Origin of the sequence: Deinococcus sp. Arct2-2 (assembly GCF_004801315.1) — a bacterium.
In the GTDB taxonomy this organism is placed as follows: domain Bacteria; phylum Deinococcota; class Deinococci; order Deinococcales; family Deinococcaceae; genus Deinococcus.
The window spans coordinates 1-21,159 of record NZ_SSNW01000041.1; the positions used below are offsets into that span (position 1 = coordinate 1).

The 21,159-nt window shown below is 60.6% G+C and carries 25 protein-coding genes; 14 read left to right on the forward strand and 11 right to left on the reverse strand.

Going from position 1 to position 21,159, the window contains the following annotated elements:
- Window positions 1-53 precede the first annotated feature (53 nt).
- From E7T06_RS21295 to E7T06_RS15545, 3 genes are all read right to left on the reverse strand, one after another.
- Window positions 54-203 carry a hypothetical protein gene (locus E7T06_RS21295; protein WP_168733581.1) on the reverse strand — a complete coding sequence of 50 codons (150 nt, stop codon included), beginning with the start codon at window positions 201-203 and terminating at the stop codon, window positions 54-56.
- A gap of 20 nt (window positions 204-223) precedes the next feature.
- On the reverse strand, window positions 224-697 hold the full coding sequence (locus E7T06_RS15540) for a helix-turn-helix domain-containing protein (protein WP_136366690.1): 474 nt from the start codon (window positions 695-697) through the stop codon (window positions 224-226).
- Window positions 698-800: 103 nt separating this feature from the next.
- Entirely contained in the window at window positions 801-1,307 is a 507-nt protein-coding gene (locus E7T06_RS15545; RefSeq protein WP_064014413.1) for a hypothetical protein, read from the reverse strand.
- A gap of 502 nt (window positions 1,308-1,809) precedes the next feature.
- Between E7T06_RS15545 and E7T06_RS15550 the strand changes: the two genes are divergently transcribed.
- Genes E7T06_RS15550 through E7T06_RS15570 form a run of 5 tightly spaced genes read left to right on the forward strand, consistent with a single transcriptional unit; the run spans window position 1,810 to window position 4,917 of the window.
- On the forward strand, window positions 1,810-2,241 hold the full coding sequence (locus E7T06_RS15550) for a hypothetical protein (RefSeq protein ID WP_240741105.1): 432 nt from the start codon (window positions 1,810-1,812) through the stop codon (window positions 2,239-2,241).
- Complete coding sequence (locus E7T06_RS15555; protein ID WP_136366691.1) at window positions 2,238-2,696, forward strand: hypothetical protein; 459 nt, start codon at window positions 2,238-2,240, stop codon at window positions 2,694-2,696. The genes E7T06_RS15550 and E7T06_RS15555 overlap by 4 nt, the downstream gene beginning before the upstream one ends.
- 2 nt (window positions 2,697-2,698) lie before the next feature.
- A complete protein-coding gene (locus E7T06_RS15560; RefSeq protein WP_136366692.1) occupies window positions 2,699-2,911 on the forward strand; it encodes a helix-turn-helix transcriptional regulator in 213 nt (70 codons plus the stop codon).
- Window positions 2,904-3,650: an ATP-binding cassette domain-containing protein gene (locus E7T06_RS15565; RefSeq protein WP_136366693.1), complete on the forward strand. Its 747-nt coding sequence runs from the start codon at window positions 2,904-2,906 to the stop codon at window positions 3,648-3,650. Before E7T06_RS15560 ends, E7T06_RS15565 begins: the two co-directional genes overlap by 8 nt.
- A complete protein-coding gene (locus E7T06_RS15570; protein WP_240741106.1) occupies window positions 3,640-4,917 on the forward strand; it encodes an ABC transporter permease in 1,278 nt (425 codons plus the stop codon). The genes E7T06_RS15565 and E7T06_RS15570 overlap by 11 nt, the downstream gene beginning before the upstream one ends.
- A gap of 85 nt (window positions 4,918-5,002) precedes the next feature.
- Here the strand turns inward: E7T06_RS15570 and E7T06_RS15575 are convergent, their stop codons facing one another.
- Both E7T06_RS15575 and E7T06_RS22105 read right to left on the reverse strand, forming a co-directional pair.
- Complete coding sequence (locus E7T06_RS15575; RefSeq protein WP_136366694.1) at window positions 5,003-6,706, reverse strand: PRC-barrel domain-containing protein; 1,704 nt, start codon at window positions 6,704-6,706, stop codon at window positions 5,003-5,005.
- 113 nt (window positions 6,707-6,819) lie between these two features.
- Complete coding sequence (locus E7T06_RS22105; protein ID WP_276605577.1) at window positions 6,820-6,954, reverse strand: hypothetical protein; 135 nt, start codon at window positions 6,952-6,954, stop codon at window positions 6,820-6,822.
- Between the two features lie 136 nt (window positions 6,955-7,090).
- On the opposite strand from E7T06_RS22105, the gene E7T06_RS15580 reads away from it, so the two are divergent.
- The 5 genes from E7T06_RS15580 (at window position 7,091) to E7T06_RS21300 (ending at window position 9,989) form a co-directional block, all read left to right on the forward strand.
- Window positions 7,091-7,888, forward strand: a complete 798-nt coding sequence (locus tag E7T06_RS15580; protein WP_136366695.1) for an ATPase — start codon at window positions 7,091-7,093, stop codon at window positions 7,886-7,888.
- Complete coding sequence (locus E7T06_RS15585) at window positions 7,885-8,979, forward strand: enolase C-terminal domain-like protein (RefSeq protein WP_136366696.1); 1,095 nt, start codon at window positions 7,885-7,887, stop codon at window positions 8,977-8,979. Before E7T06_RS15580 ends, E7T06_RS15585 begins: the two co-directional genes overlap by 4 nt.
- 94 nt (window positions 8,980-9,073) lie before the next feature.
- A complete protein-coding gene (locus E7T06_RS15590; protein ID WP_136366697.1) occupies window positions 9,074-9,349 on the forward strand; it encodes a hypothetical protein in 276 nt (91 codons plus the stop codon).
- Window positions 9,350-9,434: 85 nt separating this feature from the next.
- On the forward strand, window positions 9,435-9,833 hold the full coding sequence (locus tag E7T06_RS15595; RefSeq protein ID WP_168733582.1) for a Uma2 family endonuclease: 399 nt from the start codon (window positions 9,435-9,437) through the stop codon (window positions 9,831-9,833).
- A gap of 12 nt (window positions 9,834-9,845) precedes the next feature.
- Window positions 9,846-9,989: a hypothetical protein gene (locus tag E7T06_RS21300; protein ID WP_168733583.1), complete on the forward strand. Its 144-nt coding sequence runs from the start codon at window positions 9,846-9,848 to the stop codon at window positions 9,987-9,989.
- A gap of 73 nt (window positions 9,990-10,062) precedes the next feature.
- On the opposite strand, the gene acnA is transcribed toward E7T06_RS21300, so the two are convergent.
- Entirely contained in the window at window positions 10,063-12,771 is a 2,709-nt protein-coding gene (gene acnA, locus E7T06_RS15600; protein ID WP_136366698.1) for an aconitate hydratase AcnA, read from the reverse strand.
- 299 nt (window positions 12,772-13,070) lie between these two features.
- Here acnA and E7T06_RS15605 point away from each other — a divergent pair, with 299 nt between their 5' ends.
- Window positions 13,071-13,259: a hypothetical protein gene (locus E7T06_RS15605; RefSeq protein ID WP_136366699.1), complete on the forward strand. Its 189-nt coding sequence runs from the start codon at window positions 13,071-13,073 to the stop codon at window positions 13,257-13,259.
- A 19-nt stretch (window positions 13,260-13,278) separates the two neighbouring features.
- Here the strand turns inward: E7T06_RS15605 and E7T06_RS15610 are convergent, their stop codons facing one another.
- The 3 genes from E7T06_RS15610 to gatC are packed head-to-tail and all read right to left on the reverse strand — an operon-like array spanning window position 13,279 to window position 15,984.
- Window positions 13,279-14,343: a chalcone synthase gene (locus tag E7T06_RS15610; RefSeq protein ID WP_136366700.1), complete on the reverse strand. Its 1,065-nt coding sequence runs from the start codon at window positions 14,341-14,343 to the stop codon at window positions 13,279-13,281.
- Window positions 14,344-14,401: 58 nt separating this feature from the next.
- A complete protein-coding gene (gene serS / locus E7T06_RS15615; protein ID WP_136366701.1) occupies window positions 14,402-15,694 on the reverse strand; it encodes a serine--tRNA ligase in 1,293 nt (430 codons plus the stop codon).
- Complete coding sequence (gatC, locus tag E7T06_RS15620) at window positions 15,694-15,984, reverse strand: Asp-tRNA(Asn)/Glu-tRNA(Gln) amidotransferase subunit GatC (protein WP_136366702.1); 291 nt, start codon at window positions 15,982-15,984, stop codon at window positions 15,694-15,696. The genes serS and gatC overlap by 1 nt, the downstream gene beginning before the upstream one ends.
- Before the next feature lie 138 nt (window positions 15,985-16,122).
- Here gatC and E7T06_RS15625 point away from each other — a divergent pair, with 138 nt between their 5' ends.
- Together E7T06_RS15625 and E7T06_RS15630 are read left to right on the forward strand one after the other, a co-directional pair.
- Window positions 16,123-16,725: a hypothetical protein gene (locus tag E7T06_RS15625; protein WP_136366703.1), complete on the forward strand. Its 603-nt coding sequence runs from the start codon at window positions 16,123-16,125 to the stop codon at window positions 16,723-16,725.
- 265 nt (window positions 16,726-16,990) lie between these two features.
- Entirely contained in the window at window positions 16,991-18,214 is a 1,224-nt protein-coding gene (locus tag E7T06_RS15630) for a toxic anion resistance protein (RefSeq protein WP_136366704.1), read from the forward strand.
- 1 nt (window position 18,215) lies between these two features.
- Here the strand turns inward: E7T06_RS15630 and E7T06_RS15635 are convergent, their stop codons facing one another.
- The gene (locus E7T06_RS15635; RefSeq protein ID WP_136366705.1) at window positions 18,216-18,704 is read right to left on the reverse strand and encodes a hypothetical protein; all 489 of its coding nucleotides are present in this window, start codon (window positions 18,702-18,704) and stop codon (window positions 18,216-18,218) included.
- A gap of 176 nt (window positions 18,705-18,880) precedes the next feature.
- Between E7T06_RS15635 and E7T06_RS15640 the strand changes: the two genes are divergently transcribed.
- The gene (locus tag E7T06_RS15640; protein ID WP_136366706.1) at window positions 18,881-19,171 is read left to right on the forward strand and encodes a hypothetical protein; all 291 of its coding nucleotides are present in this window, start codon (window positions 18,881-18,883) and stop codon (window positions 19,169-19,171) included.
- A gap of 7 nt (window positions 19,172-19,178) precedes the next feature.
- On the opposite strand, the gene E7T06_RS15645 is transcribed toward E7T06_RS15640, so the two are convergent.
- On the reverse strand, window positions 19,179-21,062 hold the full coding sequence (locus E7T06_RS15645; protein ID WP_136366707.1) for an ABC-F family ATP-binding cassette domain-containing protein: 1,884 nt from the start codon (window positions 21,060-21,062) through the stop codon (window positions 19,179-19,181).
- Window positions 21,063-21,159: the final 97 nt, after the last annotated feature.

A 21,159-nucleotide genomic window follows, 5' to 3' on the forward strand; every position in this document is an offset into this window, starting at 1 on the left:
CGCTGATCCCGCAAGCAGGCCCCTTGAAGCTCGTGGCTTAACCCGAACTCACGTTACATGGAGTCTTCTTTGGCCGTCTTGCCCGGTTCCGCTGGAACCGGGGTGATCACGTCCCCGATCAAGAAACAGGGGCGTTCATCGAAACACAGCACCGGGCGGTTGGGATCGTAGGGACGAGCGTAGACCTCCAGCACGCGTTCCATCTCACACAAGAAATGGGCCGTCAGTTTGGCAAGACGCCAGTGCCGCTTTCGGTGCGGCTGGAGTTCGTTTTGTTCAGGATGTAGAACACCGTGGACGGCGCAATGCCGTCCACCAGCTGCAATTCCACAGCTGTGTCCGCGATCAGCCGAACGCTCCACTGGGTATGGCCCTCTGGAGCCTCCGTGCAAGCCAAGCTCGTGATCGCCGCCCGATCTTTCCCATCGAATTTTTGTGGCCGTCCAGATCGAGAGGCATCAGACAAGGCCGCCTTGAGGCCGTGTTGAGCACAGCGTTTTCGAGTGGGTTTCACCGTGCACAGGCTGATGTTCAACGCCCGCTCAATCTCCTGATCCTCCATGCCGCGATGCGCCATCAATAACGTCTGTGCCCGTCGAATCATCCGGGCACTGCTCTTCCCCACCGTCGAGAGTTGGGTGAGAGCGGTCTCGTGCTCTTCGGTCAACTGCACGCGGTACTGAATTGGCCGTCCCATCCCCTAAGTGTATAAACATTTAGAACGCTGTATTAAACACGCAGGAAACCAAAAAACCGCCGCGCCTCCACAGTGGGAGAACGCGGCGATGGGCGAACTTGATTTACGCGACTTGCTTTTTCTTGGTAGTCGGTGCGGGGACGGCCTGCTCCTGTCCCAGTGCCTGCGTTTCCTTGAGGCGGAAGATGACCAAGCTACCCACGAAGGTGCAGGTGATCATGCCGTGCGCGTTGAGCAGGCTCAGGGCCGTCATCACGTCTTCACGGGTCATGCGGAGCTGATCGCTCATGTACAGGGCGCTGTCGGCACGGCCTTCAAGGTAGTCGCGCACCTTTTTGGCGTCGCCCGTGAGGGGCGTGGCGGGCACATCGGCCAGACCGGGATCGGCCAGACCGTAGACGGCGCGGGTTCCGGTTCCGGGCAAGCGGCGCACACGGCCCTGATCGAGCAGGCTCGCCAGCGCGGCGCGGAGGTGAGACAGGGCCAAGCTGGTGGTCTTCGCCAGTTCGGTTTCCACCCATTCGGGCTTGCTCTCAAGGGCTTTCAGCACCAGCTTTTCGTTGGCGCGGCGGGTTTCTTGCAGGTCTTCGAGGGTAGGGGGGTTAAACATGCACTCTCCTCCAGAGATACTGCGGAAATCGCCGCAGCAGGGAAACAATTGTTGATAACGGCTCGTCAACGGGAAATGGCGCTAGAATAAAAACTGCGTGATTGGATTGATTAAGCTGCGCTTGTTGATCTGCACTTACGGCTCAGCAGTAAAAAAACCTTACAGATGATGAGCTAGAGCGGATAAAAGCTTCGCGGCGTTCTTGAACTGGGTACAAAGACGCCACCAAGCTCAACTTTCCTATTGTAACAGATTTGCTCTCATCTTGGATGAGCGAACGACAAGTTGGCCTTCAGCATCGGCACCCAGCGGCCACGGCACGCACAAAAGGTGGCGCATCTTAAACGGTTTACGGTGGCCCCAAACGTAGGGCATCTTCCCTTTAAAGGTCAGCTGACCCAACGCTTAACAAACGCCCAAATCTGCTCTTAGGAACGAATATGTAAAAGAAACTTGACATCAAGTCAAGCTCACTTTACTCTTGGTGTCAAGGAGGCTTGACATGAATGCGAGCGAATCTCGAACCCGCCCTGTGCCGACAGCCCGTGAACGCCGAGTCAACAGAATGAGCCTGTGGATGGGACTGGGCGGAGGGAGCGTGGCCGTGCTGGGCGCGGTGGCTGTCGCCGTTGGGCGGACGCAGAACATACCTGCGTTCAACACCTTGGGCGCGGGCATTCTTGCTGCGTTGCCGCTGTTTTTTGCCATCATGACCGTGCTTGGCATTCGCCAAATGGATGAGTATGGGCGGCAACTGCACGCCCGCGCCGCCAGTGTCGCCTTTTTGGTGGTCATGCTGCTGGCAGGAACGTTGATTTCATTGGAGGCAGTGCTGAATTTTCATACACCGCCTTGGGCGTTGTACGTGGCGGGAATGGGAGTGTGGGGAATCGTCGGGTGTGTGTTGGCTGCCCGTGACGGGCGGATGAAATGAATCCAGCCTCGCCCCCGACTCCACGCCCTGTATCACCCCGCCGTGTGCCGCGTGAACGGCAGATGCGCCGCACGCAATGGGTAGAAATTGCACTGACACTGCTGGTTTTGGTGGGCATGGCGGTGCTGTTTCGGCGGCCCGCATGGATTCCTCTGTTTGTGGCCCTAATTATGCCACTGGCCCTCGGCCTGATGCTGTGGCAATACCGCACCATGGACGAATTTCGCCGCGCCCGCTACCTGAAGGCGTGGGCCGCGTCGGGCATCGTGGGCACGTTCGCCCTGACTGGCCTGCTGACATGGGGCGTATTTTCCGATTTCGGAGCCGTTCTGAACAGCGGTTCTGCGCCTGACCTGAAGCTTTCCGTGTGGCTGCTGTACATCCCTTGGGGCCTCAGTCTCCTCACGTTTTACGCCGTGACCGCCTTCTTGTACCGCCGCGATACAGGCGGGTAGGCATGGACAACCGGATTCGGGTGCTGCGGGCCGAGCGCCAGTGGACTCAGGCCGACCTTGCCGCCGCGCTAGACGTGAGCCGCCAAACCGTGAACGCGCTGGAAACAGGCCGATATGACCCCAGTTTGCCGCTGGCTTTCCGCTTGGCACGGGTATTCGGGCGAAGTATTGAAGAGATTTTCAGCGATCCAGAGGGAGTACAGCAACATGCTTGATATTCAGAATCTCACCAAAACATATGGGAAACACACGGCCCTGTCAGACGTAACTCTCTCTGCCCACGACGGCGAAGTCTTTGGGCTGCTGGGGCCGAACGGCGCGGGCAAAACGACGCTTCTGCGGTTGCTGGCAACGTTACTGACACCCACTTCCGGCACGGCGACTGTGGCAGGTCACGACGTACAGCGCGACCCCGAAGCGGTGCGGCGCGTGGTGGGCGTGGTCAACGGCGGCATGGGCCTGCCCGCCCGCCTGACCGGGCGCGAGGTACTTCGGTCTTTTGCCGGGTTTTACGGCATGAGCCGCAGCCAAACCGACACGCGCATTGCCGAACTGGACGCAAGGCTGGAACTGGGCCGCACGTTGGATGTCCGGGCAGGCGAATACAGTACCGGAATGCGCCAAAAAGTGGTGATTGCCCGCGCTGTCATTCATGATCCCGCCGTGCTGATCCTCGATGAAGCCTCCAGCGGCCTCGATATTTTTGCGCGGCGCACGCTGCTAGATTTTGTGGCCGCCACCCGCGCTCCGGGCCGCCTGACGGTGTATTCCACCCACGTCATGAGCGAGGCCGAAGAAGTCTGTGACCGCATGGCAATTTTGCACGAAGGCAAACTGGTGACGGTAGACACGCTGGGGGGCATCTTGAGCCGCACCGGAGAACGCAATCTGGAACGGGCTTTTTTTGCCCTGCTGCGCGGTACGCCCAAAGGAGAAGAAACATATGCCGTCTAAACGTAACTCGGAAGCCCTGCGCCCCGACATAGTGTGGCGCGTGGCCGTGCGCGACTTGCTGGCCACCCTGCGAGACCGCCGCACGTTGTTGGGAACAGTTCTGATTCCGCTGCTGCTGATTCCCGTGTTTACGCTGGGGCTGCCGCAACTGCTGGGCAAATTTGTGGGTGGGCAGCAGCAGGAACGCCAAAAGGTGGGCGTCGTCGGAACATTACCCGCAACGCTGCGGGCAGCCCTTCAGCGCGACGAAAAAGCGCCAGACGGCAGCGTGACCCGTGCGGGCGTGACCCTCGTGGCCGTCACCGATCCCCGCGCCGCCGTTGCAGATGGAAACGTGGAAGCCGCGCTGCGTGCCCCCGCCGCCCTGCCTACCCGTGCGGGCAACGGCACCGGCACGCTGGAGGTCTACGCCAAACTGACCAGCTTGCGTGCCCAAACCGGGGCATACGGCAAAGTGAAAGACACCGTAGACGCCTACAACCGCACCCTGACGCTGGAGCGCCTGACCGCGCTGGGCCTCAATGCCGATACCCTCACGCCTATTCAAATCAAACCTGTGGATGCCAGCCCGCCCCAGCAACAGCGCAGCGGCCAATTAGCATTCCTGATTCCGCTCCTGATGCTGAACTTTATTCTGACGGGCGCAATGGCAACGGCGCTGGACGCCACCGCAGGCGAAAAAGAGCGCGGCACGCTGGAAAGCCTGCTGGTCTCCCCTGTTCGGCGCGGCGAAGTGGTGGCCGGGAAACTACTGGCGACCACCCTGACCGCCCTGACCAGCGCGTGCTTCAGCATCATCGGCTTCCTTGCCAGCGGGTTCGTCGGGGGCCTGCTTCAACGCGGGCAGTCGGCCAGCAGCGCAGAACTCTCGCAGGCGTTCGGGGGCCAACTCAGCCTCGGCTTTGGCGCGGCGGTGGCCCTGATCGGGGCGGCCATCAGCGCGGCCCTGCTCATCAGCGCCATCCTGATCGCCCTCAGCATCTACGCCCGTTCTTACAAGGAAGCGCAGACCTACGTCACGCCACTCAGCCTCGCCATCGTGATTCCCGCCGTGCTGCTGCAGTTCAGCGACTTCCTCAGCACCGGGCCAGCCCTCTACGCCATTCCGCTGTTCGGCTCCATGCTCGCCATTCTGGACACGGTACGCGGCACGGTCACGGCTCCAAACGTACTGATCGCCATCGCCGCAAATTTGCTGGGCGCATTCGTGCTGGCACTGGTGGCGCGGCGTTCGTTTGGGCGGGAAGAGGTGATTTTCAGGAATTGATTGGCAACCATCGAACATAAAAATAGAGTGGGGCAGCCTAAGTAAAAGCCGCCCCACTCTATTTATTTTTGCCTTGAAACCCTGTTTACATAGGGCGCTGAGGATCGTTCGCGTTGGCAGGCGCGTTAGGTGCGTCTCCCAAATCGGCTTGCCCTTCCAGCGCCGCCGTACCCGTTTCGTGCGGGCGGACGCTGAGGGGGTCGATGGTCACAGTTTCCTTGCTGATGCTGTCCAGCAAGATGTCGAGTACGTCGCCGCTGCGGGCCGATTCGACGGCCTTGTGCGTCACGATTTCGCCGATATTCAGGATGATGGAATCGTCGGGGGCCAAGATCACGCGGTTCACGGGACGGCCCAGTGCATCCCGGATTTTTTGCTCCTGCGCCTCATGCTGACGGTTTTCCAGCGCTTCTTCGGTCTGCTCGCGCTTTTCGCCAAACCAGCTCTTGGCCTTGTCGATCAGGTTGCTTGCGCCCTCGCTGACACTGGCGACGCCGCCTGCCAGCGCTGCGCCCGCGCCTGCTCCCGTGCTGGCCTCGCCGGAAGTGGCTTTGGCTCCGGTGGTGGCGGCAATAAGAGCAGCTTCAGCGTTCAGATGACGGGCACGGTCTGCCAAAGCGGGCGTCACGATCTGGCCTTGCGCGGCCACGAGGCTTCCGCTGGGGGCACGCACATCGGTCTTCACGCGGCGGCCAACAGTGGCTTCCAGCGAGTTAGGATCCATCTCGCGGCGTTCGCGGATGTCCTGCACACTGTCGGAAATAGAGCCGCCGGTGGCTGCTGCCGTCAACGCCCCAAGTTTGCCCGTCTGTTGGGCGCGTTCGGCCTGAAACGGAGTGATAGTTACGCCTTTATGCACGATCACTTCGCCTGTGTCGGTGGTCACGTCACTGCCTGCGGTCTTGCCCACCACGTAGGTCAACTGGCGTTCGGCAGTGGCGGTTTTCATGTCTTCCATGCCGCCCTGCACGCGCTCTTTGGCCGAGTCGTAAGCTCCGGCCAGCACGCCGCCAGTCGCGGCGGTCGCCAATGCGCCCAACTTGCCCGCGCTTTCGGCTGCCGTGACCTGCTCTTCGGTGATGGTGTCGCCCTTATGCACGATCACGGTGCCGTCTTCCAGCGTAATATCGCCGCCCGCCGTCTTGCCCACCGAGTACTCTTTTTGGCGCTCTTTGGTGGCTTCGGCCATGTTCTCGTATGCGCCCTTCACACCTTCAGCAGCGTTTTGATACGCGCCGCTGATGCTCTGGCCTGCCGAGTGCAAGGCTCCCTGAAGCCCGCCCGCTTCGCTTTCCTGCATGGCGGCGGCCACACTGACGGGCACGATGGCCGCGTCGGTGCCGATCTGCACGCTTTCGGGCGTCGGAATAAACGTGCGCCCGCTGCTGAGGTCGGAAAACAGGCCGCCTGTGGCTTCGTAGCCTTCCACGTAGCCGGTGCTTTCATCAAAATACACGTCGGCAATCTTGCCGAGGTTCTGGCCGTCGGTGGTCAGCAGGGTCATGCCGATCAGGCTCACGTCGCTGCTCATGGCTTCCGACAGGCGGCCATCTTCGCGGGTGCCCGTAATGTCGTCGACACTGCCGATCATGATGGCGTCTTCGCCAAACGAACGGATTTTCTCGAAGGGTACGACTTTGGCGGCGTGGAACCAGCCGCCTTCATCGACGAGCAGGCCCAAGACCTGATTGCCCTGATGATCGAAAACCACGTCGCGCACACTTTCTACGCGCTCGCCTGTGCTGATGGCAACAATATTGCGGCCTAAAATTTCTTTGCCTTTAATCATGGTGGACTCCCGATATGGTGCAGCTGAACTGGTGTGGTTGAGGGGTGGGCGAGCAGGCCCGAAACGGCGGGAGGGCCAACCTGAACTTGTCAGGCCAACCCTAGGTAGATGCCCTAGAAGCCGAGATCTAAGATGCCCTGAGGTTTCAGATACAGGAAATAAGCCAATAAGAACAGTGCTACCAAAATCAAGATGATGAGCAGAAGAGTACCGCCGCCCCCACCTTTTTCGCCTTGTAATCGCGCCATAGTCGCCTCCGATTAAGAGTCTAAGAAGGAAAAACCGCAACTGTGCATGGCGAGCACTTACAGCCACTTGACCCAATCTTGTGCCAGTCTTTACATCGGCGGGGGCCGGGACACACAGAAACGCTAGCCTGACCCGGTGAATGTGCCTGTGAACAGAGCTGTCGCCTTGCCTTTTTTGCGTGCCGCCGCCGATGCTGGCCCCCATGAATCCCCCCTGTCTGGCCTGCCGTTGACCGTGCTGGTGGGCGTGACGGGCGTAGGTAAAAGTACGGCGCTGGCCGCCCTGCAAGCGGTGACTCCGGCCATGAAAGTGTTGCCAGATCGCCGCGAAATCACCGACGCTGTGATGATTTGGCCCCGCGCAGGTGGCCCCGTGACCGACCGCGAAGAACGCTTTCGCCTGACCGCCGAGTACCGCGCCGAGCATCCGGGCGGCATGGCTTACGCGCTGGGCACGCTGCTGGCCGACACCCAGCACTGGGGCCATCAACCTGTTTTCGACGGGCTGCGCGGGTTGGAAGAAGTGCAGTACGCGGCAACCCACTTTCCGACATGGCGATTTGTGGTGTTGGGTGCGCCCGATGCAGTGCGCGTGCGCCGACTCTTGGGCCGCGCCGATACCTTCGATCAGGTGGCGGGCGGGACGGGACAGGAGTTGCAGAAAGCTTTGGCGGAATTGAAAGGCGTACAGGACGTGTTTGCACCTTCTGAATTGGACGACTTAAATGCACTGACCGATCAAGGCTTCGCCGCCGCCGATATTCTGGCTAAAGTAAAGATTGTGGTGTCCGAGCGGCGCAACTATGACCCACACGCTGCCGAATTGTTTTTACGAATGCTACCACCTGAGCGTGCGCTGGTGCTGGATACGGTGGCATTAGACCCGGCGGGTGTGGCGGCCAACGTTGCGGCTTGGGCGGGCGAGCAGGCATGAGCAGCACAGCAAAGATTGCCCGAATTGAAGGCATTCCTTACCGCTTGCCCCTCACGTCGGCACTGGCGTGGGGCACACATTCGGCCCTCAGTGCCGCCGAGCATGTTCTGGTGCGCGTGACGCTAGACGACGGCACGGTGGGCTTGGCCGAAGCGCCGCCCCGCCCGACGATCTACGGCGAAACGCCCGGCAGTGTGGTAGCGATCTTGGCCCACCTCTCGCCCGCGCTGGTGGGCCTGCCCATTGCCGACACCGACGCCCTGAACCGGGTCAGAAACAGTGTCGCCAACAACAACACGGCACGCGGCGCACTGGATATGGCGCTGTGGGATGCGCGGGCCAAAGCGGGCGGCCAAACGCTGTTCGAGACGCTGTTGGGGCCGAAGACCCGCGTGCGCGTCAGCTTTATTCTGGGCATAGACACGCCTGCCGGAATGCTGGCCGAAGCGGGGCGCGTGGTGGCGGCAGGCGTGCGCTGCCTGAAGGTGAAGGTGGGCCGGAATCATGCCCGCGATCTGGCCGTGATTCGGGAGTTGCGGGCCACTTACGGGGAAGCGGTGCAGTTGTACGCCGACAGCAATGAAACGCTGACACCCGCCGAGGCCCCTGCCGCGCTGGACGCGATGCGCGAGGCGGGCCTGATGTATGTGGAAGAGCCTTTGCCCGTGCGTGACCTGCGGGCGCGGGTAGAGTTGTACGCCCGCCATTTGCTGCCCATCGTGGCCGACGATTCCTGCTTTTTGCCCGCAGATTTGACACGCGAACTGGACTTCGACACCTTCGACATTTTGAATGCGAAGACGGCCCGCAACGGCTTTACCGATGGCCTAGCGATGTTGCAGGCGGCGGCGGCGGCAGGCAAACGCGGCATGGTGGGTTCACAGGCCAGCACAGGCTTAGGCACTATTCACGCCGCGCTGTTGTCTACACAGGCCGAAGTGACCGAACCCTGCGAACTGAGCTTTGTGCTGAAGCTGAGGGACGACTTGATAGATCAGCCGATTAGGTTTGAAGACGGCTGGCTGGATGTGGCCTCTCTCCGGCACCACGCTTTAGACGCCGACAAGCTCCGGCACTATCAATTGACGTGATCTACTTAACACCGTTCCGCACACATTAAGAGCTTGTCTAAAGAACCTGATTCTTTGTGACGTTCGTGGAACAAAGAACGGAGCAAAATGAGGTATGGATCAAGAGATGCTTAACGCCCTCGCGTTGCCCTTGTTGTTTAGCGTTATTGCAGGCGTCTACGCCTATACCCGTTTTCCCGAGCGCCGCCCCCGAGTATTGCTGGTGCTGATCCTGATGCAACTGGTGGGCGCTTATGCCCACGCCACCCAGCCCGGAATGCCGCTGTTCGTGCTGCTGAGTCTGTATAGCCTCGTGGTGCTGGGGCTGATGCTGCACTGGTTCCAGCATCCTCAGCCGGAACACGCCACAGAGCGCGTGCGAAAGGGCTGACTACAGGAATTAAGCGCCGCTTCCTGTAGCTGGAGGCGGCGTTTTTTGCTGTGTTGCGCGGCTGGGGTGGGCGTACCATAGGCGCATGAGCGATCCGGCCCTCAGAACACTAACCGAAGAGGAATACCTGCGGACTGAGGAAGACAGCCCGGTACGCCGGGAATATGTGGATGGATTTGTGTATGCACAGGCGGGGGCCACCAATGCCCACAACCTGATTACTAGCAATATTCACGTCGCCCTCTACCGTCCTGCACGCAACGCTGGTTGCCACGTCTACCAAAGCGATATGAAGGTTCATGTGCAGCGCATAGACAGCAAACGTTTCTACTACCCGGATTTGGTCATCAGTTGCGAGAAGCTCAGCAATAAGGCCACTGCCTTAGAAGAACCGTGCCTGATTGTAGAAATCTTGAGTGCTGGAACGCGCCAGGTGGATATGACCTACAAAGTCAAAGATCACTTGAGTCTACCTAGCTTGTAAGGATATCTCTTGGTGGACAGCGAGAACCGGGCTGCCGAACTGTACAGACGGCTACCCAATGGATGGACGCAGGAAACGGTGCAAAACAAAGTCAAGCTGCCCTGTGTAAACGTAGAACTGGGCCTAGACGAAATCTACGATGGCGTGACTCTGTAATTTCACCAAAACAAGGGGGCCGATCCATTTACCGGATCGGCCCCCTTCTCAACAAAGTCAGTAATCTTAAAGCTTACGCCTTGGCGACTTCACCCTTAGCCAAAATGCTGCGGAGAACGGTTTGCAAGATGCCGCCGTTCTTGTAGTAGTCGATCTCTACAGGCGTATCGATGCGGCACTGCACGGTCACGATGCGGCTCTGGCCGTCTTTGGTCACGCGCAGGCTCACGTCTTGGCGGGGCTTCAGATCGCCGGGCAGCAGCACATCGAAGGTTTCGTCGCCCGTGATGCCTAGGCTCTCGGCAGATTCGCCATTCTTGTATTGCAACGGCAGCACGCCCATGCCCACGAGGTTGGAGCGGTGAATACGCTCGAAGCTCTCGGCCAGCACGGCCTTCACTCCCAAGAGGAAGGTACCTTTGGCGGCCCAGTCCCGGCTGGAACCCATGCCGTAGTCCTTGCCCGCCAGCACCACCAGCGGGATATTGCTGGCCTTGTAGTTCTGGGCCGCGTCGTAGATAAAGCTGACTTCTCCGGTGGTGTAGTCGGTGGTATAGCCGCCTTCCGTGCCGGGGGCCAACTGGTTCTTCAGGCGGATGTTGGCAAAAGTGCCACGGGTCATCACGCGGTCATTGCCCCGGCGCGAACCGTAGGAGTTGAAATCCTTGGGCGCGATGCCGTTGTCCATCAGGAACTTGCCAGCGGGCGTATCAGCCTTGAAGCTTCCGGCGGGGCTGATGTGGTCGGTAGTTACAGAGTCGCCCACTTTCACCAGCGCACGCGCACCTTCAATGCTCACGACTTCGCTGGGGCCGCCCGCCAGATTCTCGAAGAAAGGCGGATTCTGGATGTAGGTAGAATCGGCGTTCCAGTCGTACAAGGCACCCTCGCTAACCGGAATGGCGTTCCAGTCGGCGTTGCTCTTCTCGATGCCGTCATAGACCTTCTTGAACATTTCGGCGTTGATGGCCCTGTCCATGATGGCCTGAATTTCGGCGTTGGAGGGCCAGATGTCGCGCAGATACACCGGCTGACCCTGTTGGTCGGTGCCGATAGCGTCGTTGACGATGTCGTTGACCACCGTTCCAGCCAGCGCATAGGCCACCACCAACGGGGGCGAGGCGAGGTAATTGGCGCGAATATGCGGGTTCACGCGGCCCTCGAAGTTGCGGTTGCCCGACAGCACCGACGCGACCACCAGATCGCCCTCGGTAATGGCCTGCACCACAGGTTCGGGCAGCGGCCCAGAGTTGCCGATGCAGGTCATGCAGCCGTAGCCCACCGTGTTGAAGCCGATCTGGTCAAGGTAGGTTTGCAGGCCCGCCATTTCCAGATATTCGGTGACCACGCGGCTGCCGGGGGCCAGAGAAGTTTTGACCCAAGGCTTGGACTTCAGGCCCTTCTCCACGGCTTTTTTGGCGACCAGTCCGGCGGCGATGAGCACGCTGGGGTTGCTGGTATTCGTGCAGGACGTGATGGACGCCAGTGTGACCGCGCCGTGACCGATCTTGATGTCGGTGCCGCCGATGGTGCCCTGTGCGTGCAGTTGGGTTTCGGTGAGTTCGAAGCCGCGTGACTTGACGGGCGCGGTCAGGGCTTCGGCAAACACCGTGTGCATGCCGTCCAAATTCACGCGGTCTTGCGGGCGCTTGGGGCCTGCCAAGCTGGGAACGATGGTGCCCAGATCGAGTTCGATGTTGCTGGTAAACGTTGGATCAGGCGTTTCATCGGTGCGGAACATGCCCTGAGCCTTGTAGTACAGCTCCACCAATTCAATTTCGTCTTCCAAGCGTCCGGTGCGGCGCAGGTAGCGCAGCGCTTCGTCGTCTACGGGGAAAAAACCCATCGTCGCGCCGTATTCGGGGGCCATGTTGGCAATCGTGGCGCGGTCAGGCAGGGTCATGTTGCTCAGGCCGGGGCCGAAGAACTCCACGAATTTGCCCACCACGCCCGCTGCACGCAGCATCTCGGTGACGCGCAGGGCGAGGTCGGTGGCGGTTGCGCCTTCGGGCATTGCCCCCGTGACCTTGAAGCCCACGACTTCGGGCATCAGCATGTAGATCGGCTGGCCCAACATCACGGCTTCGGCCTCGATCCCGCCCACGCCCCAGCCCACGATGCCGAGGCCGTTGATCATGGTGGTGTGTGAATCGGTACCCACGAGGGAATCGGGATAAACCACGATGCCGTCGTCTTCGGGGCGGCTCTGCACGCCTTTGGCGAGGTATTCGAGGTTGACTTGGTGAACGATGCCGGATGCGGGCGGCACAACGCCGAAGTTGTCGAAGGCTTGCTGGCCCCAGCGCAGGAACTCGTAGCGTTCGCGGTTGCGCTCAAATTCCAGCGCCATGTTGTTCGCCAGCGCAAAATCGGTGCCGAATTCATCGACTTGCACCGAGTGATCAATGACCAGATCGACAGGAATCAGCGGGTTGATCTTATTGGGATCGCCGCCGAGCGCCACCATCGCGCTCCGCATGGCGGCCAAATCGACAACGGCAGGCACGCCCGTGAAGTCCTGCAAAATCACGCGAGCAGGCTTGAACGGAATTTCCACTTCTTCGTTGACGGCCTTCCAGCCTGCCACGGTCCGCACGTCTTCACTCCGCACATCGTAGTCGTTGGCCTCGCGCAGCACGCTTTCCAGCAGCACTTTCACGCTCACCGGAAGCTTGCTGATATCAAAGCCCTGATCTTGAAGTTTATTCAGGTTGTAAAAGTAGAGTTTTTGCCCGGCCCGTGTAGCCAGCGTGTCCCGCGCACCGAAAAGATTCATCGCCATGCTCGCATCTCCTCCTAAGAACCCTGTCCAACGTTGTGTTTAAGCACTGTGTTGAGGGCCTAGTCTATCTTGCACACCCAGCGTTACGCCCGGCAGGTCATCTCGACGCCCACTATCATAGTCTTCCCCGCGCAGCACGGCACCCGTTCCCCACACAGAGACGGCGTTACCTCTATAGAGACAACAACTTTGGGGCAGAAACGGGAACTTGAGCAGACCTTAAGCAAGCAGGGGCGGGCGGCAAAAGGCGCGTAAGCTGAACAGACAGCCATCTATATCTTTTCCCCGGAGGTTTGCCTATGAGCGACGATCACACGAAGCCCGCCCCACCTGCCCGCCACCCAGAAGGCGGCAGCAAAGACACCTCTGACCTGCACGACATTAAGCAGATTCAGGATAAGGGAATGGCCGAAAAAGCCAAGCAGGTAGACCACTTGCCTGACGAAGTGACCAACCCGAATATTAATTTGCCGCAGCAGAATCGGTAAGAGTTAGGCGGGGCTGGATTCAGAAGGCCAGCAAGACATGTTCGGCGCTGAATCCCGGCCCCATCGCGCTGAGAAGACCGCGCCCACTGGGACTGCCTTTCAACACTTCTTCCAGTACAAACAGCACGGTGACGCTGCTCATGTTGCCGTGCGCGGCTAATACGCGGCGGCTAGCATCCAACGTGCCTGCGCCGAGGCTTAGGGCTTCTTCGTAGGCGGCGACTACCTTAACTCCGCCGGGATGAACGACATAGGTCAAGTTGTCAGCAGTCCAGCCCTGAGTCGCCAAAGCATCGGCCACGTTCTGGCGCATCATAGAACGCACGAGTGCCGGAATATCGCGGCTGAAGCGTACTTTTAGGCCTTCATCCACCACGTCCCAGCCCATGATGTCGGCGGAATCTTCGATCAGGGTGGAGTACGCGCCGTGAAGCGTGACCAGTGGCGCGGGGCCGGGCACATCGGCTGCCGTGACCACCAACGCCGCCCCGCCATCGGCAAACAGGGCCGTGCCTACAAAGTTGCTTTGGGATTCATCGCCTTTCACAAGCGTCAGACTGCATAGTTCCACAGCCACTAGCAGCACGCGCCGGAAGCCTGCCCGCACCAAGTCGGCGGCCCGCGCTAAGCCTGCCGCGCCGCCCGCGCACCCCAGCCCCCAAATCGGCAGGCGCACGGCGTGGCGGTTCAAGCCCAATGTATCTATCAGGTGGGCATCCAGACTGGGCGTACTCAGGCCACTGGTATTGACCACCAGCACGGCATCTACCTCGGATGGAGCAACTTCGGCACGCGCCAAGGCTTCCCGCGCCAGCCGAACAATCAGGGCGCGGGCTTCCTCGATAAACACGGCGTTTTTCTCGCCTAAGCCGCGTGGCTGCAAGTACCACTCCAGCGGGCGGGCCAGCGCACGGGAATCGATTTGAGCGTTGGCAAACACGTCCAGCATGCCCCGGCGGGCCGCCATGCGCGGAAAGAGTGTGCGGGCAGCGTCACGAATCTCGGATTGGGCGGCGCGGTAGGGCGGATGCCCCGTGACCAGAGAACGGAGAACAGGAGCAGGGGCGGCTTGCATTGGCTGCATTCTGCCCCCTGCGTAGGTGGGTTGTCGTGCCGGGAGTGACGGTTAGGCAGAGGGATAGTCAGGAGGCTGTGACCGCCACTGCCACTTGCCCCAACACCTCACGCCCGCCCAGATACGGACGCAATGCCACTGGCACGCGAATGGTTCCATCGGCCTGCTGATGGTTTTCGAGTAGGGGAACCAGAATGCGCGGCGAGGCGATACCGGTGTTGTTGAGCGTATGGGCGAACACCAATTTGCCGTGTTCGTCGCGGTAACGCAGCCCAGTTCGGCGGGCCTGCCAGTCGCCCAAGTACGAGCAGGAGTGCGTTTCGCGGTAAATCTGCTCGCTGGGCACCCACGTTTCTATGTCGTACATCAGCACTTTGCCCGCGCCCATGTCGCCCGTGCAGTTTTGCACCACACGGTACGGCAGTTCCAGCGCTTGCAGCAGGGCTTCGGCGTTCGCCAAAATCGCTTCAAACCAGCGCATCGCCTCGGCTTCATCGGCCCGGCACAGCACATATTGTTCAACTTTGCGGAACTCGTGAACCCGAATCAGCCCGCGCACATCGCGCCCTGCGCTTCCTGCCTCACTGCGAAAAGCGGCGCTGAGGGCGGCGAACGCCATCGGCAGGGCTTCCAGTGGCAACTGCTCGCCCGCGTACAGGCTGTTCACGGGCACTTCGGCGGTTCCGGCCAGCATGAAGTCGCTGCCGTCTATTTTGTAGACCTGATCCTCTCCGCCCGGAAAATGCCCGCTGGCTACGAAGGTTTCGGGCCGCACGAGGGCGCTGGTGGTCAGGGGTGTGAACCCTCTGGCGGCCAGAAAATTCATGGTGAAGGTCAGCACCGCCATTTCCAGCATCGCCGCGTCACCCTTCAGCAGGTAGCTGCGGCTCCCGCTCACACGGGCGACACGTTCCGGATCGGCCCAGCCGTGCTTTTCCAGCAACTCCACATGATCTAAGGGCGTGAAGTCAAAGTGCGGGAGCGTTCCTTCGCGGCGCAGTTCCACGTTCTCGGAATCGTCGCGCCCCACCGGCACCGATTCGTGCGGAATGTTGGGTACTCGCAACAACAGTTGCCGCAGCATGTCCTCGTGGGCGCGGAGTTGCGGCTCTAGCGCCTTGAGTTCCTCAGCCAAATCCTTACCCTTTTGAATCAGGGCGGGGCGCTCGTCGGACGTGGCTTTCGGCACGAGCTTGGCGTTGGCGTTACGCTCGGCCTGCATCGCTTCTACCCGCTGCTTCAGTTCCAGCAGTTCGCGGTCAACTTGCAACAAGTCGTCCAAATCCAGCGTCACGCCTTTCACGGCAATGGCGTGCTTCACGGCTCCGGCGTTCTCGCGGATAAATTTCAGGTCAAGCATCAGTCGGCCTCTACGGTGCGCGGCACACGAATAAAGTTGTCCTGCATTTCGGGTGCGAGGGCCGCCACCACGGACACGTCGAAGGCTTCTGCGGGCACGTCGTCGCGCAGCACGTTCACCAGATTCACGGGGCGCTGCATTTCGGCCACGCCTTCCGTGTCTACGGCGCTCAGTTGCTCGAAATAACCCAGAATGGAATTCAGGTCGTCCTGCATGGTCTGGCGTTCTTCGGGGGTCAGTTGCAAGCGGGCAAGCTGCGCGAGGTGGTCTATTTGGGCCGCGTCAATCATGCCCCGGAGTATACGGGGGGAGAGGATTGGGGCGGCATCGGCAGGGTGGCGTAAGCTTCCGGGCCGCAGGTCTCCAATCTGACCGCCACGTTTACCCGGCCTCACCCACAGTCAGGCGGCAGGGTGCAAGGTAAGACTATGTCTAAGAGAACACCCGTGAAGTTGCTGACCATGCTGGCCCTCTCGTGCGCCGTGTTGAGTGCCGGAATGGGACAGGCCATCGATATTAAAGACATTCCGGCCCTGCCGCCTACCCGCACCGCGCCGCCTGCGCCCACCACCCCGGTCACTCCCGAGCCAACCGCACCCACAACGCCCGCCGTTAGCGCACCTACCACGCTGCCCACGACAGGCAATCCACTCACTCAGCCCTACCGCGCCGCCTTGGTTGGCCCCAGCACCCTGACCCCCGGCGGCGAACCCGGTGTGTGGACGCTGCAACTGACCAACACGGGCACAACGGAAATCAGCATCGATCACGGCGCGTGTGACTTGCGCTTTGAAGTGCTGAACGCAGCGGGCGAGATTGTGCGCCCTGACCCCAAGAACGGCATCTGCACCCTGCAACTGATCTTGACCCGCGCCGCAGCGGGAGAAACGGCCAATGTTCTAAAGATCAATTGGGACGGCAAAAACAGCGCTGGGCAGGCACTCCCCGCAGGCCAGTACACCATTCGTTCGGCCTTCAAGGGTCAGGGCTATCTGATTCGTCCTGCCGATGTGCAGGTGACACTGAGGTAAGTCAAGCTGGAAGGTGAACCCCCCCGTTGCTGGCGCAACGCCCCCCCTTAGAGGGGAGGACTAAAAGCTGTTGCGCTCCCCTTTGAGGGGGGCTGGCTGCGCAGCAGACTGGGGGGTTCACCCAGAAACGTGACCTGAAGGGCGGGTGTGAGACGGTGTTTCCTCTCCCCCGCCCTCTGCTTTGCTAGAGCGAAAGCTGGGGCACAAGCTCTCTCCATCTTTTGCCCGATGCAACCCACACCCGTTTGGGTGCGTACTGGGTGGCATGAGCGATAAATCCGGCCCTCTCTCGCCGCTGACCCCACCCGAAGGCCTGAATGTGCCCGCTTCCGTGCCCCAAGTCGGCGCGGGCGACGCTTCCAACATGGTGCCGCTTTCTGCCGAAGACCGCGCCCGGCTGGACACGCTGGCCCGCGCTTTTGTAGAGGATGTACTGTCGGCGGGCACTCACAGCGACACCTTCAAGCGCAAGCTGGACGCCGTGCACGAGTTGGGCGCACAGGAGCAGCGGGCGGCGGCACAGGTATCGAGCCGCATGATGGAACGCCCATTGCGGGCCTCTAAAGCTGGGGCGTTGGCCGAGGGCAGCGACATTTTGCGTGGCCTGACCGACTTGCGCCGCACGGTAGAAGAGCTAGATCCTTCCCGCACGCCCACCGTGCGCGGGTTTTTGGGCAAGTTGCCGGGGGGCCGCAAAGCCCAAAACGCGATGGACAGGTATCAGAGCGCCCAGTCACACCTGAACGCGATTTTGGAGGCGCTGTACCGCTCTCAGGATGAACTGCGGCGCGACAACGCCAGCATTGAAACCGAGAAGGTTCACCTCTGGGAAACGATGCAAAAGCTGCGGCAATACGCGCATGTGGGCAAATCGGTGGACGACGCCCTGAGCGCCCGCCTGACCACGCTGCAAGCCACCGACCCCGACAAGGCCCGCATTGTGCGCGAAGAATTGTTGTTTGCCGTGCGCCAACGCGTCACCGACCTCCTCACGCAATTGGCGGTGGGTATTCAGGGTTACCTCGCGCTGGATTTGGTGCGCCGCAACAACATGGAACTGATTAAGGGCGTAGACCGCGCCAGCACCACCACCGTCAGCGCACTGCGAACCGCAATTATGGTGGCGCAGGCGTTGGGCACGCAGCAGGCCGTACTGGGTCAGGTCACGGCGCTCAACGACACCACCGGGCGCATGATCGGCAGCACCGCTTCCTTGCTTAAGCAGCAATCCACCGAGATTCAGAAACAGGCGGGCAGCGCCACCGTAGACCCGCAGATTATTCAGGCCGCCTTCCGCGACGTGTACGGCGCACTGGACGCCATCAGCACTTACCGCACGCAGGCGCTGGAGCGGTTTAAGGACACCATCTCGGTGCTAGACCAAGAAGTGAGCCACGCCCAGACGTATCTGGACAGGGAACGCCAGCAGGCGTCTAGGGACGTAGCTCTTGGGCTGAACGTGACGGAGAAGGGGGATTTGAAGCTATAGGTTAGCGGCGTTCCTGCCCATTCCAGTTGGTCTTAAGTTTGCCCGTCACAAGGTTGATTGTTGGCCCTTTGCCGTTTTCATCGCGCAGAGCCAGATGGGGCACGTCGTAGTAAACCCATTTGGCCTTAAATCCACCAATCAGGAACGGCGTGTCTAGAAGGTAGCAAGCACGACAATCTTCCGGCTTAAGCCCAAGCTGATTAAAACTGTAGTTGGCAAGTATTTGACCCTTCAGTCCATAAACCACAAGGGCATTTTTGGGCTGTCCGTAGCCCGCGTGATTGTCTATCGTCACCACATGCCCATCTGAACTGAGCAACACTTTTAAAGGGATGTTGGGTAGCTCCCGTTTCCAAACTGTTTTAAGGGTGCCATCGGGTAACATTTTCACTAGCTCGCCATATGCAGCACGCGCAAATGCTGTGGATTGATCTACGTTCTGTGACAAAAACTTAAAACCATAAGAACCGTACTCTGAGCCAATGAGCATGGGTTGTGGTGGCCCCACGAGGTTGCAGAGGCAGTCAAACTCAGGCCCAACACAAGCGGAATTAGGCGGCGCATACCATAGCTTAACAGTCGGTCACTGACGCCCCGCTGATGCTTCCGGCCCATTTCAAGACTCCCTAAAGGCCGCCAAGCCCGCCCCTGCGCCAGACTGCGCCCATGAATCTCCACGACGTTGTGAGCGCATTTGAAACTGCCTACACTCCCGACCCCCGCGAAGGCCTGAGCGTGACGCATGAAGTCATGGAGGGCAAATTGCAAATAGAGGTACGGCATCAAGATCAAGACGCCCTGCGCGGGTTTGACGTGGTGGCCGAACCGCTAGAAACCGAGCAACGCAACGCCGCAGACTTGGGCCACGACATGGCCGAAGTGGTGGCGCGCGAGTTGGCGTATGGGCAACTGTCAGCGGTGGACGAAGAGGGGAAATTTAAGCGGATCGTGGTGTAATTAGAGCTTACCCGCCCTTCGCTTCCACTTCTGCTTGCTTGTCGCTCCATTCCGCCACTTTCGCTTCCAACTCGGCCTCTAGGTCATGGGCGGCCTGCCCCAGTGCGGCGTAGTCGGCCCCTGCGCCCGCTGCATGCAGAGCGTTCTGGGCGTCCATCAAGTGCGCTTCCAAGCGGGCAATCTCGGCTTCCAGCACTTCTACTTGGCGCTTGAGGTGCCATAGGCCTTTGCCTTTAGCGGGTGCGGGCTTGGGGGCCACTGCAACCGGAGCTTCGGCCACCAAAGACTTGTGCTTGGCTTTGTAGTCGGCCCAGCCGGGATATTCATAAAACAAACCGTCTTCGATCAGCCAGATTCGGTCAGCCAGTCCCTCGATGAAGGCGCGGTCATGGCTGACCATGATCAGGGTGCCCGTAAACGCGGTCAGCGCCTCTTCCAGCGATTCCACCATTTCCATATCAAGGTGGTTGGTCGGCTCGTCCATCACCAACAGGTTGTGGTCTTCCTGCGCCAGCTTCAGCATCGCCAGCCGCGCCCGCTCGCCGCCCGATAAAATCTTGGCCTGCTTGTCGTGCTGATCGTAAGGAAACATGAAGGTGCCCAGCAGATCGTGGGCTTCCGGGTCTTTGGACACGTATTCGCGGGCCACGTCGTAGAGCGTCTGAGTAGGGTCTACGCCGCGCAAAGCCTGATCGTAGTAACCCACCGTGACCCGCGCTCCGGTCAGCACGCGGGCGCGGGGGTCGTTGCTGGCCTCCAAGCCCAACAAGGCCTTCAGCAGCGTGGTTTTGCCTGCCCCGTTGCGGCCAATAATTGCCACTCGCTCGCCCCGGCGCAGTTGCACGTTCACGTCTTCAAAGAGGGTGCGCGGGCCGTGCCTGCCGTCTATGCGGCGCGTCACATGGCGGGCGTCCAGCACCACGTCTCCGCTTTCCGGCGCGTGAAACACGATGCGGGTGGTGCGCTCGGCGGCGGGTGGGGCAGCGGTGGCGCGGGCCTGCATCCGGTCTACGCGGGCCTGCATCGCTTTGGCGCGGCGGGCCAGCTTGCTCATGCCCAGCCCCCAAATCTTCATGCGGTCGGCGCTGGATTGCAGGGCGGCCACCTGTTTGGCATCCTGCGCGGCGGCGGCGGCTTGGCGTTCCAGTTCGGCGTCCAGATTCTCGCGGAACACGGTATAACCGCCCGCGTACACTTTCAGGCCGCCGCCACGTAAATAGGCGGTTTCGCGGGTCACGGTGTCCAAAAAAGTCCGGTCATGGCTGATGACCAATACCGCGCCCGGATAGCGCGAGAGGAAATTTTCCAGCCATTCCACCATCACGATGTCGAGGTGGTTGGTCGGCTCGTCCAGCAGCAATACATCCGGGTTTTCTACGAGCAGGGCCGCCAGCCCCAGCCGGGTGCGCTCGCCGCCGCTGAGGGCCGACACCAGATCGGTTTCGCGGCCCCGGAAGCCGAACGCCAGCGTCACCGCGTCTTTGCGGCTGCGGCGCTCGTAGCCCCCACGCCGCACGTAATGTTCCAGAACCTCTTCATGATGCATCACGCTTTCGGGTGTGCCACTGCTCATGGCGGCGGCGGCGGCTTCCAGTTCGGCTTCCAGTGCATCAAGGTCATGAAAGGCCGCGTCCAGAATGCTGTCTACCGTAGAGCCGTCTGCAAACACTGGGTCTTGGCGCAGCGCCCGCACCCGCACCCCCGGCGCACGGCGCACCGTACCCCCATCCGGGGCTATTTCTCCGGTCAGCAGACGCAGCAGCGTGCTTTTGCCCGCGCCGTTGCGTCCCACCAAGCCCACGCGGTCTCCGGGTTGAACGGCGAAGGTGACCTCTGAAAGCACGGTCAGCGGCCCATATTCTTTGATGGCATCCTGCACAGCAACAAGCACGCCCTGTACTATACCGCCCCGGCCAAGAATCGCCCTGTGCCCCTACACTCCTCTCTTGATGTCGCATTTCTGGCAGTCAGATGGTGAATTGTCAGAT

Coding starts and splice junctions, on each gene's coding strand:
- E7T06_RS15610 (WP_136366700.1), bottom strand. CDS start 14,343: ATGCAGCCAATGCAAGCCGCCCCTGCTCCTGTTCTCCGTTCTCTGGTC.
- E7T06_RS15540 (WP_136366690.1), bottom strand. CDS start 697: ATGGGACGGCCAATTCAGTACCGCGTGCAGTTGACCGAAGAGCACGAG.
- E7T06_RS15575 (WP_136366694.1), bottom strand. CDS start 6,706: ATGATTAAAGGCAAAGAAATTTTAGGCCGCAATATTGTTGCCATCAGC.
- E7T06_RS15635 (WP_136366705.1), bottom strand. CDS start 18,704: ATGCTCATTGGCTCAGAGTACGGTTCTTATGGTTTTAAGTTTTTGTCA.
- serS (WP_136366701.1), bottom strand. CDS start 15,694: ATGCTTGACCTGAAATTTATCCGCGAGAACGCCGGAGCCGTGAAGCAC.
- E7T06_RS15560 (WP_136366692.1), top strand. CDS start 2,699: ATGGACAACCGGATTCGGGTGCTGCGGGCCGAGCGCCAGTGGACTCAG.
- E7T06_RS15595 (WP_168733582.1), top strand. CDS start 9,435: ATGAGCGATCCGGCCCTCAGAACACTAACCGAAGAGGAATACCTGCGG.
- E7T06_RS15630 (WP_136366704.1), top strand. CDS start 16,991: ATGAGCGATAAATCCGGCCCTCTCTCGCCGCTGACCCCACCCGAAGGC.
- acnA (WP_136366698.1), bottom strand. CDS start 12,771: ATGGCGATGAATCTTTTCGGTGCGCGGGACACGCTGGCTACACGGGCC.
- E7T06_RS15590 (WP_136366697.1), top strand. CDS start 9,074: ATGGATCAAGAGATGCTTAACGCCCTCGCGTTGCCCTTGTTGTTTAGC.
- E7T06_RS21295 (WP_168733581.1), bottom strand. CDS start 203: ATGGAACGCGTGCTGGAGGTCTACGCTCGTCCCTACGATCCCAACCGC.
- E7T06_RS15625 (WP_136366703.1), top strand. CDS start 16,123: ATGTCTAAGAGAACACCCGTGAAGTTGCTGACCATGCTGGCCCTCTCG.
- E7T06_RS15555 (WP_136366691.1), top strand. CDS start 2,238: ATGAATCCAGCCTCGCCCCCGACTCCACGCCCTGTATCACCCCGCCGT.
- E7T06_RS15565 (WP_136366693.1), top strand. CDS start 2,904: ATGCTTGATATTCAGAATCTCACCAAAACATATGGGAAACACACGGCC.
- E7T06_RS22105 (WP_276605577.1), bottom strand. CDS start 6,954: ATGGCGCGATTACAAGGCGAAAAAGGTGGGGGCGGCGGTACTCTTCTG.
- E7T06_RS15545 (WP_064014413.1), bottom strand. CDS start 1,307: ATGTTTAACCCCCCTACCCTCGAAGACCTGCAAGAAACCCGCCGCGCC.
- E7T06_RS15570 (WP_240741106.1), top strand. CDS start 3,640: ATGCCGTCTAAACGTAACTCGGAAGCCCTGCGCCCCGACATAGTGTGG.
- E7T06_RS15550 (WP_240741105.1), top strand. CDS start 1,810: ATGAATGCGAGCGAATCTCGAACCCGCCCTGTGCCGACAGCCCGTGAA.
- E7T06_RS15585 (WP_136366696.1), top strand. CDS start 7,885: ATGAGCAGCACAGCAAAGATTGCCCGAATTGAAGGCATTCCTTACCGC.
- E7T06_RS15605 (WP_136366699.1), top strand. CDS start 13,071: ATGAGCGACGATCACACGAAGCCCGCCCCACCTGCCCGCCACCCAGAA.
- gatC (WP_136366702.1), bottom strand. CDS start 15,984: ATGATTGACGCGGCCCAAATAGACCACCTCGCGCAGCTTGCCCGCTTG.
- E7T06_RS15640 (WP_136366706.1), top strand. CDS start 18,881: ATGAATCTCCACGACGTTGTGAGCGCATTTGAAACTGCCTACACTCCC.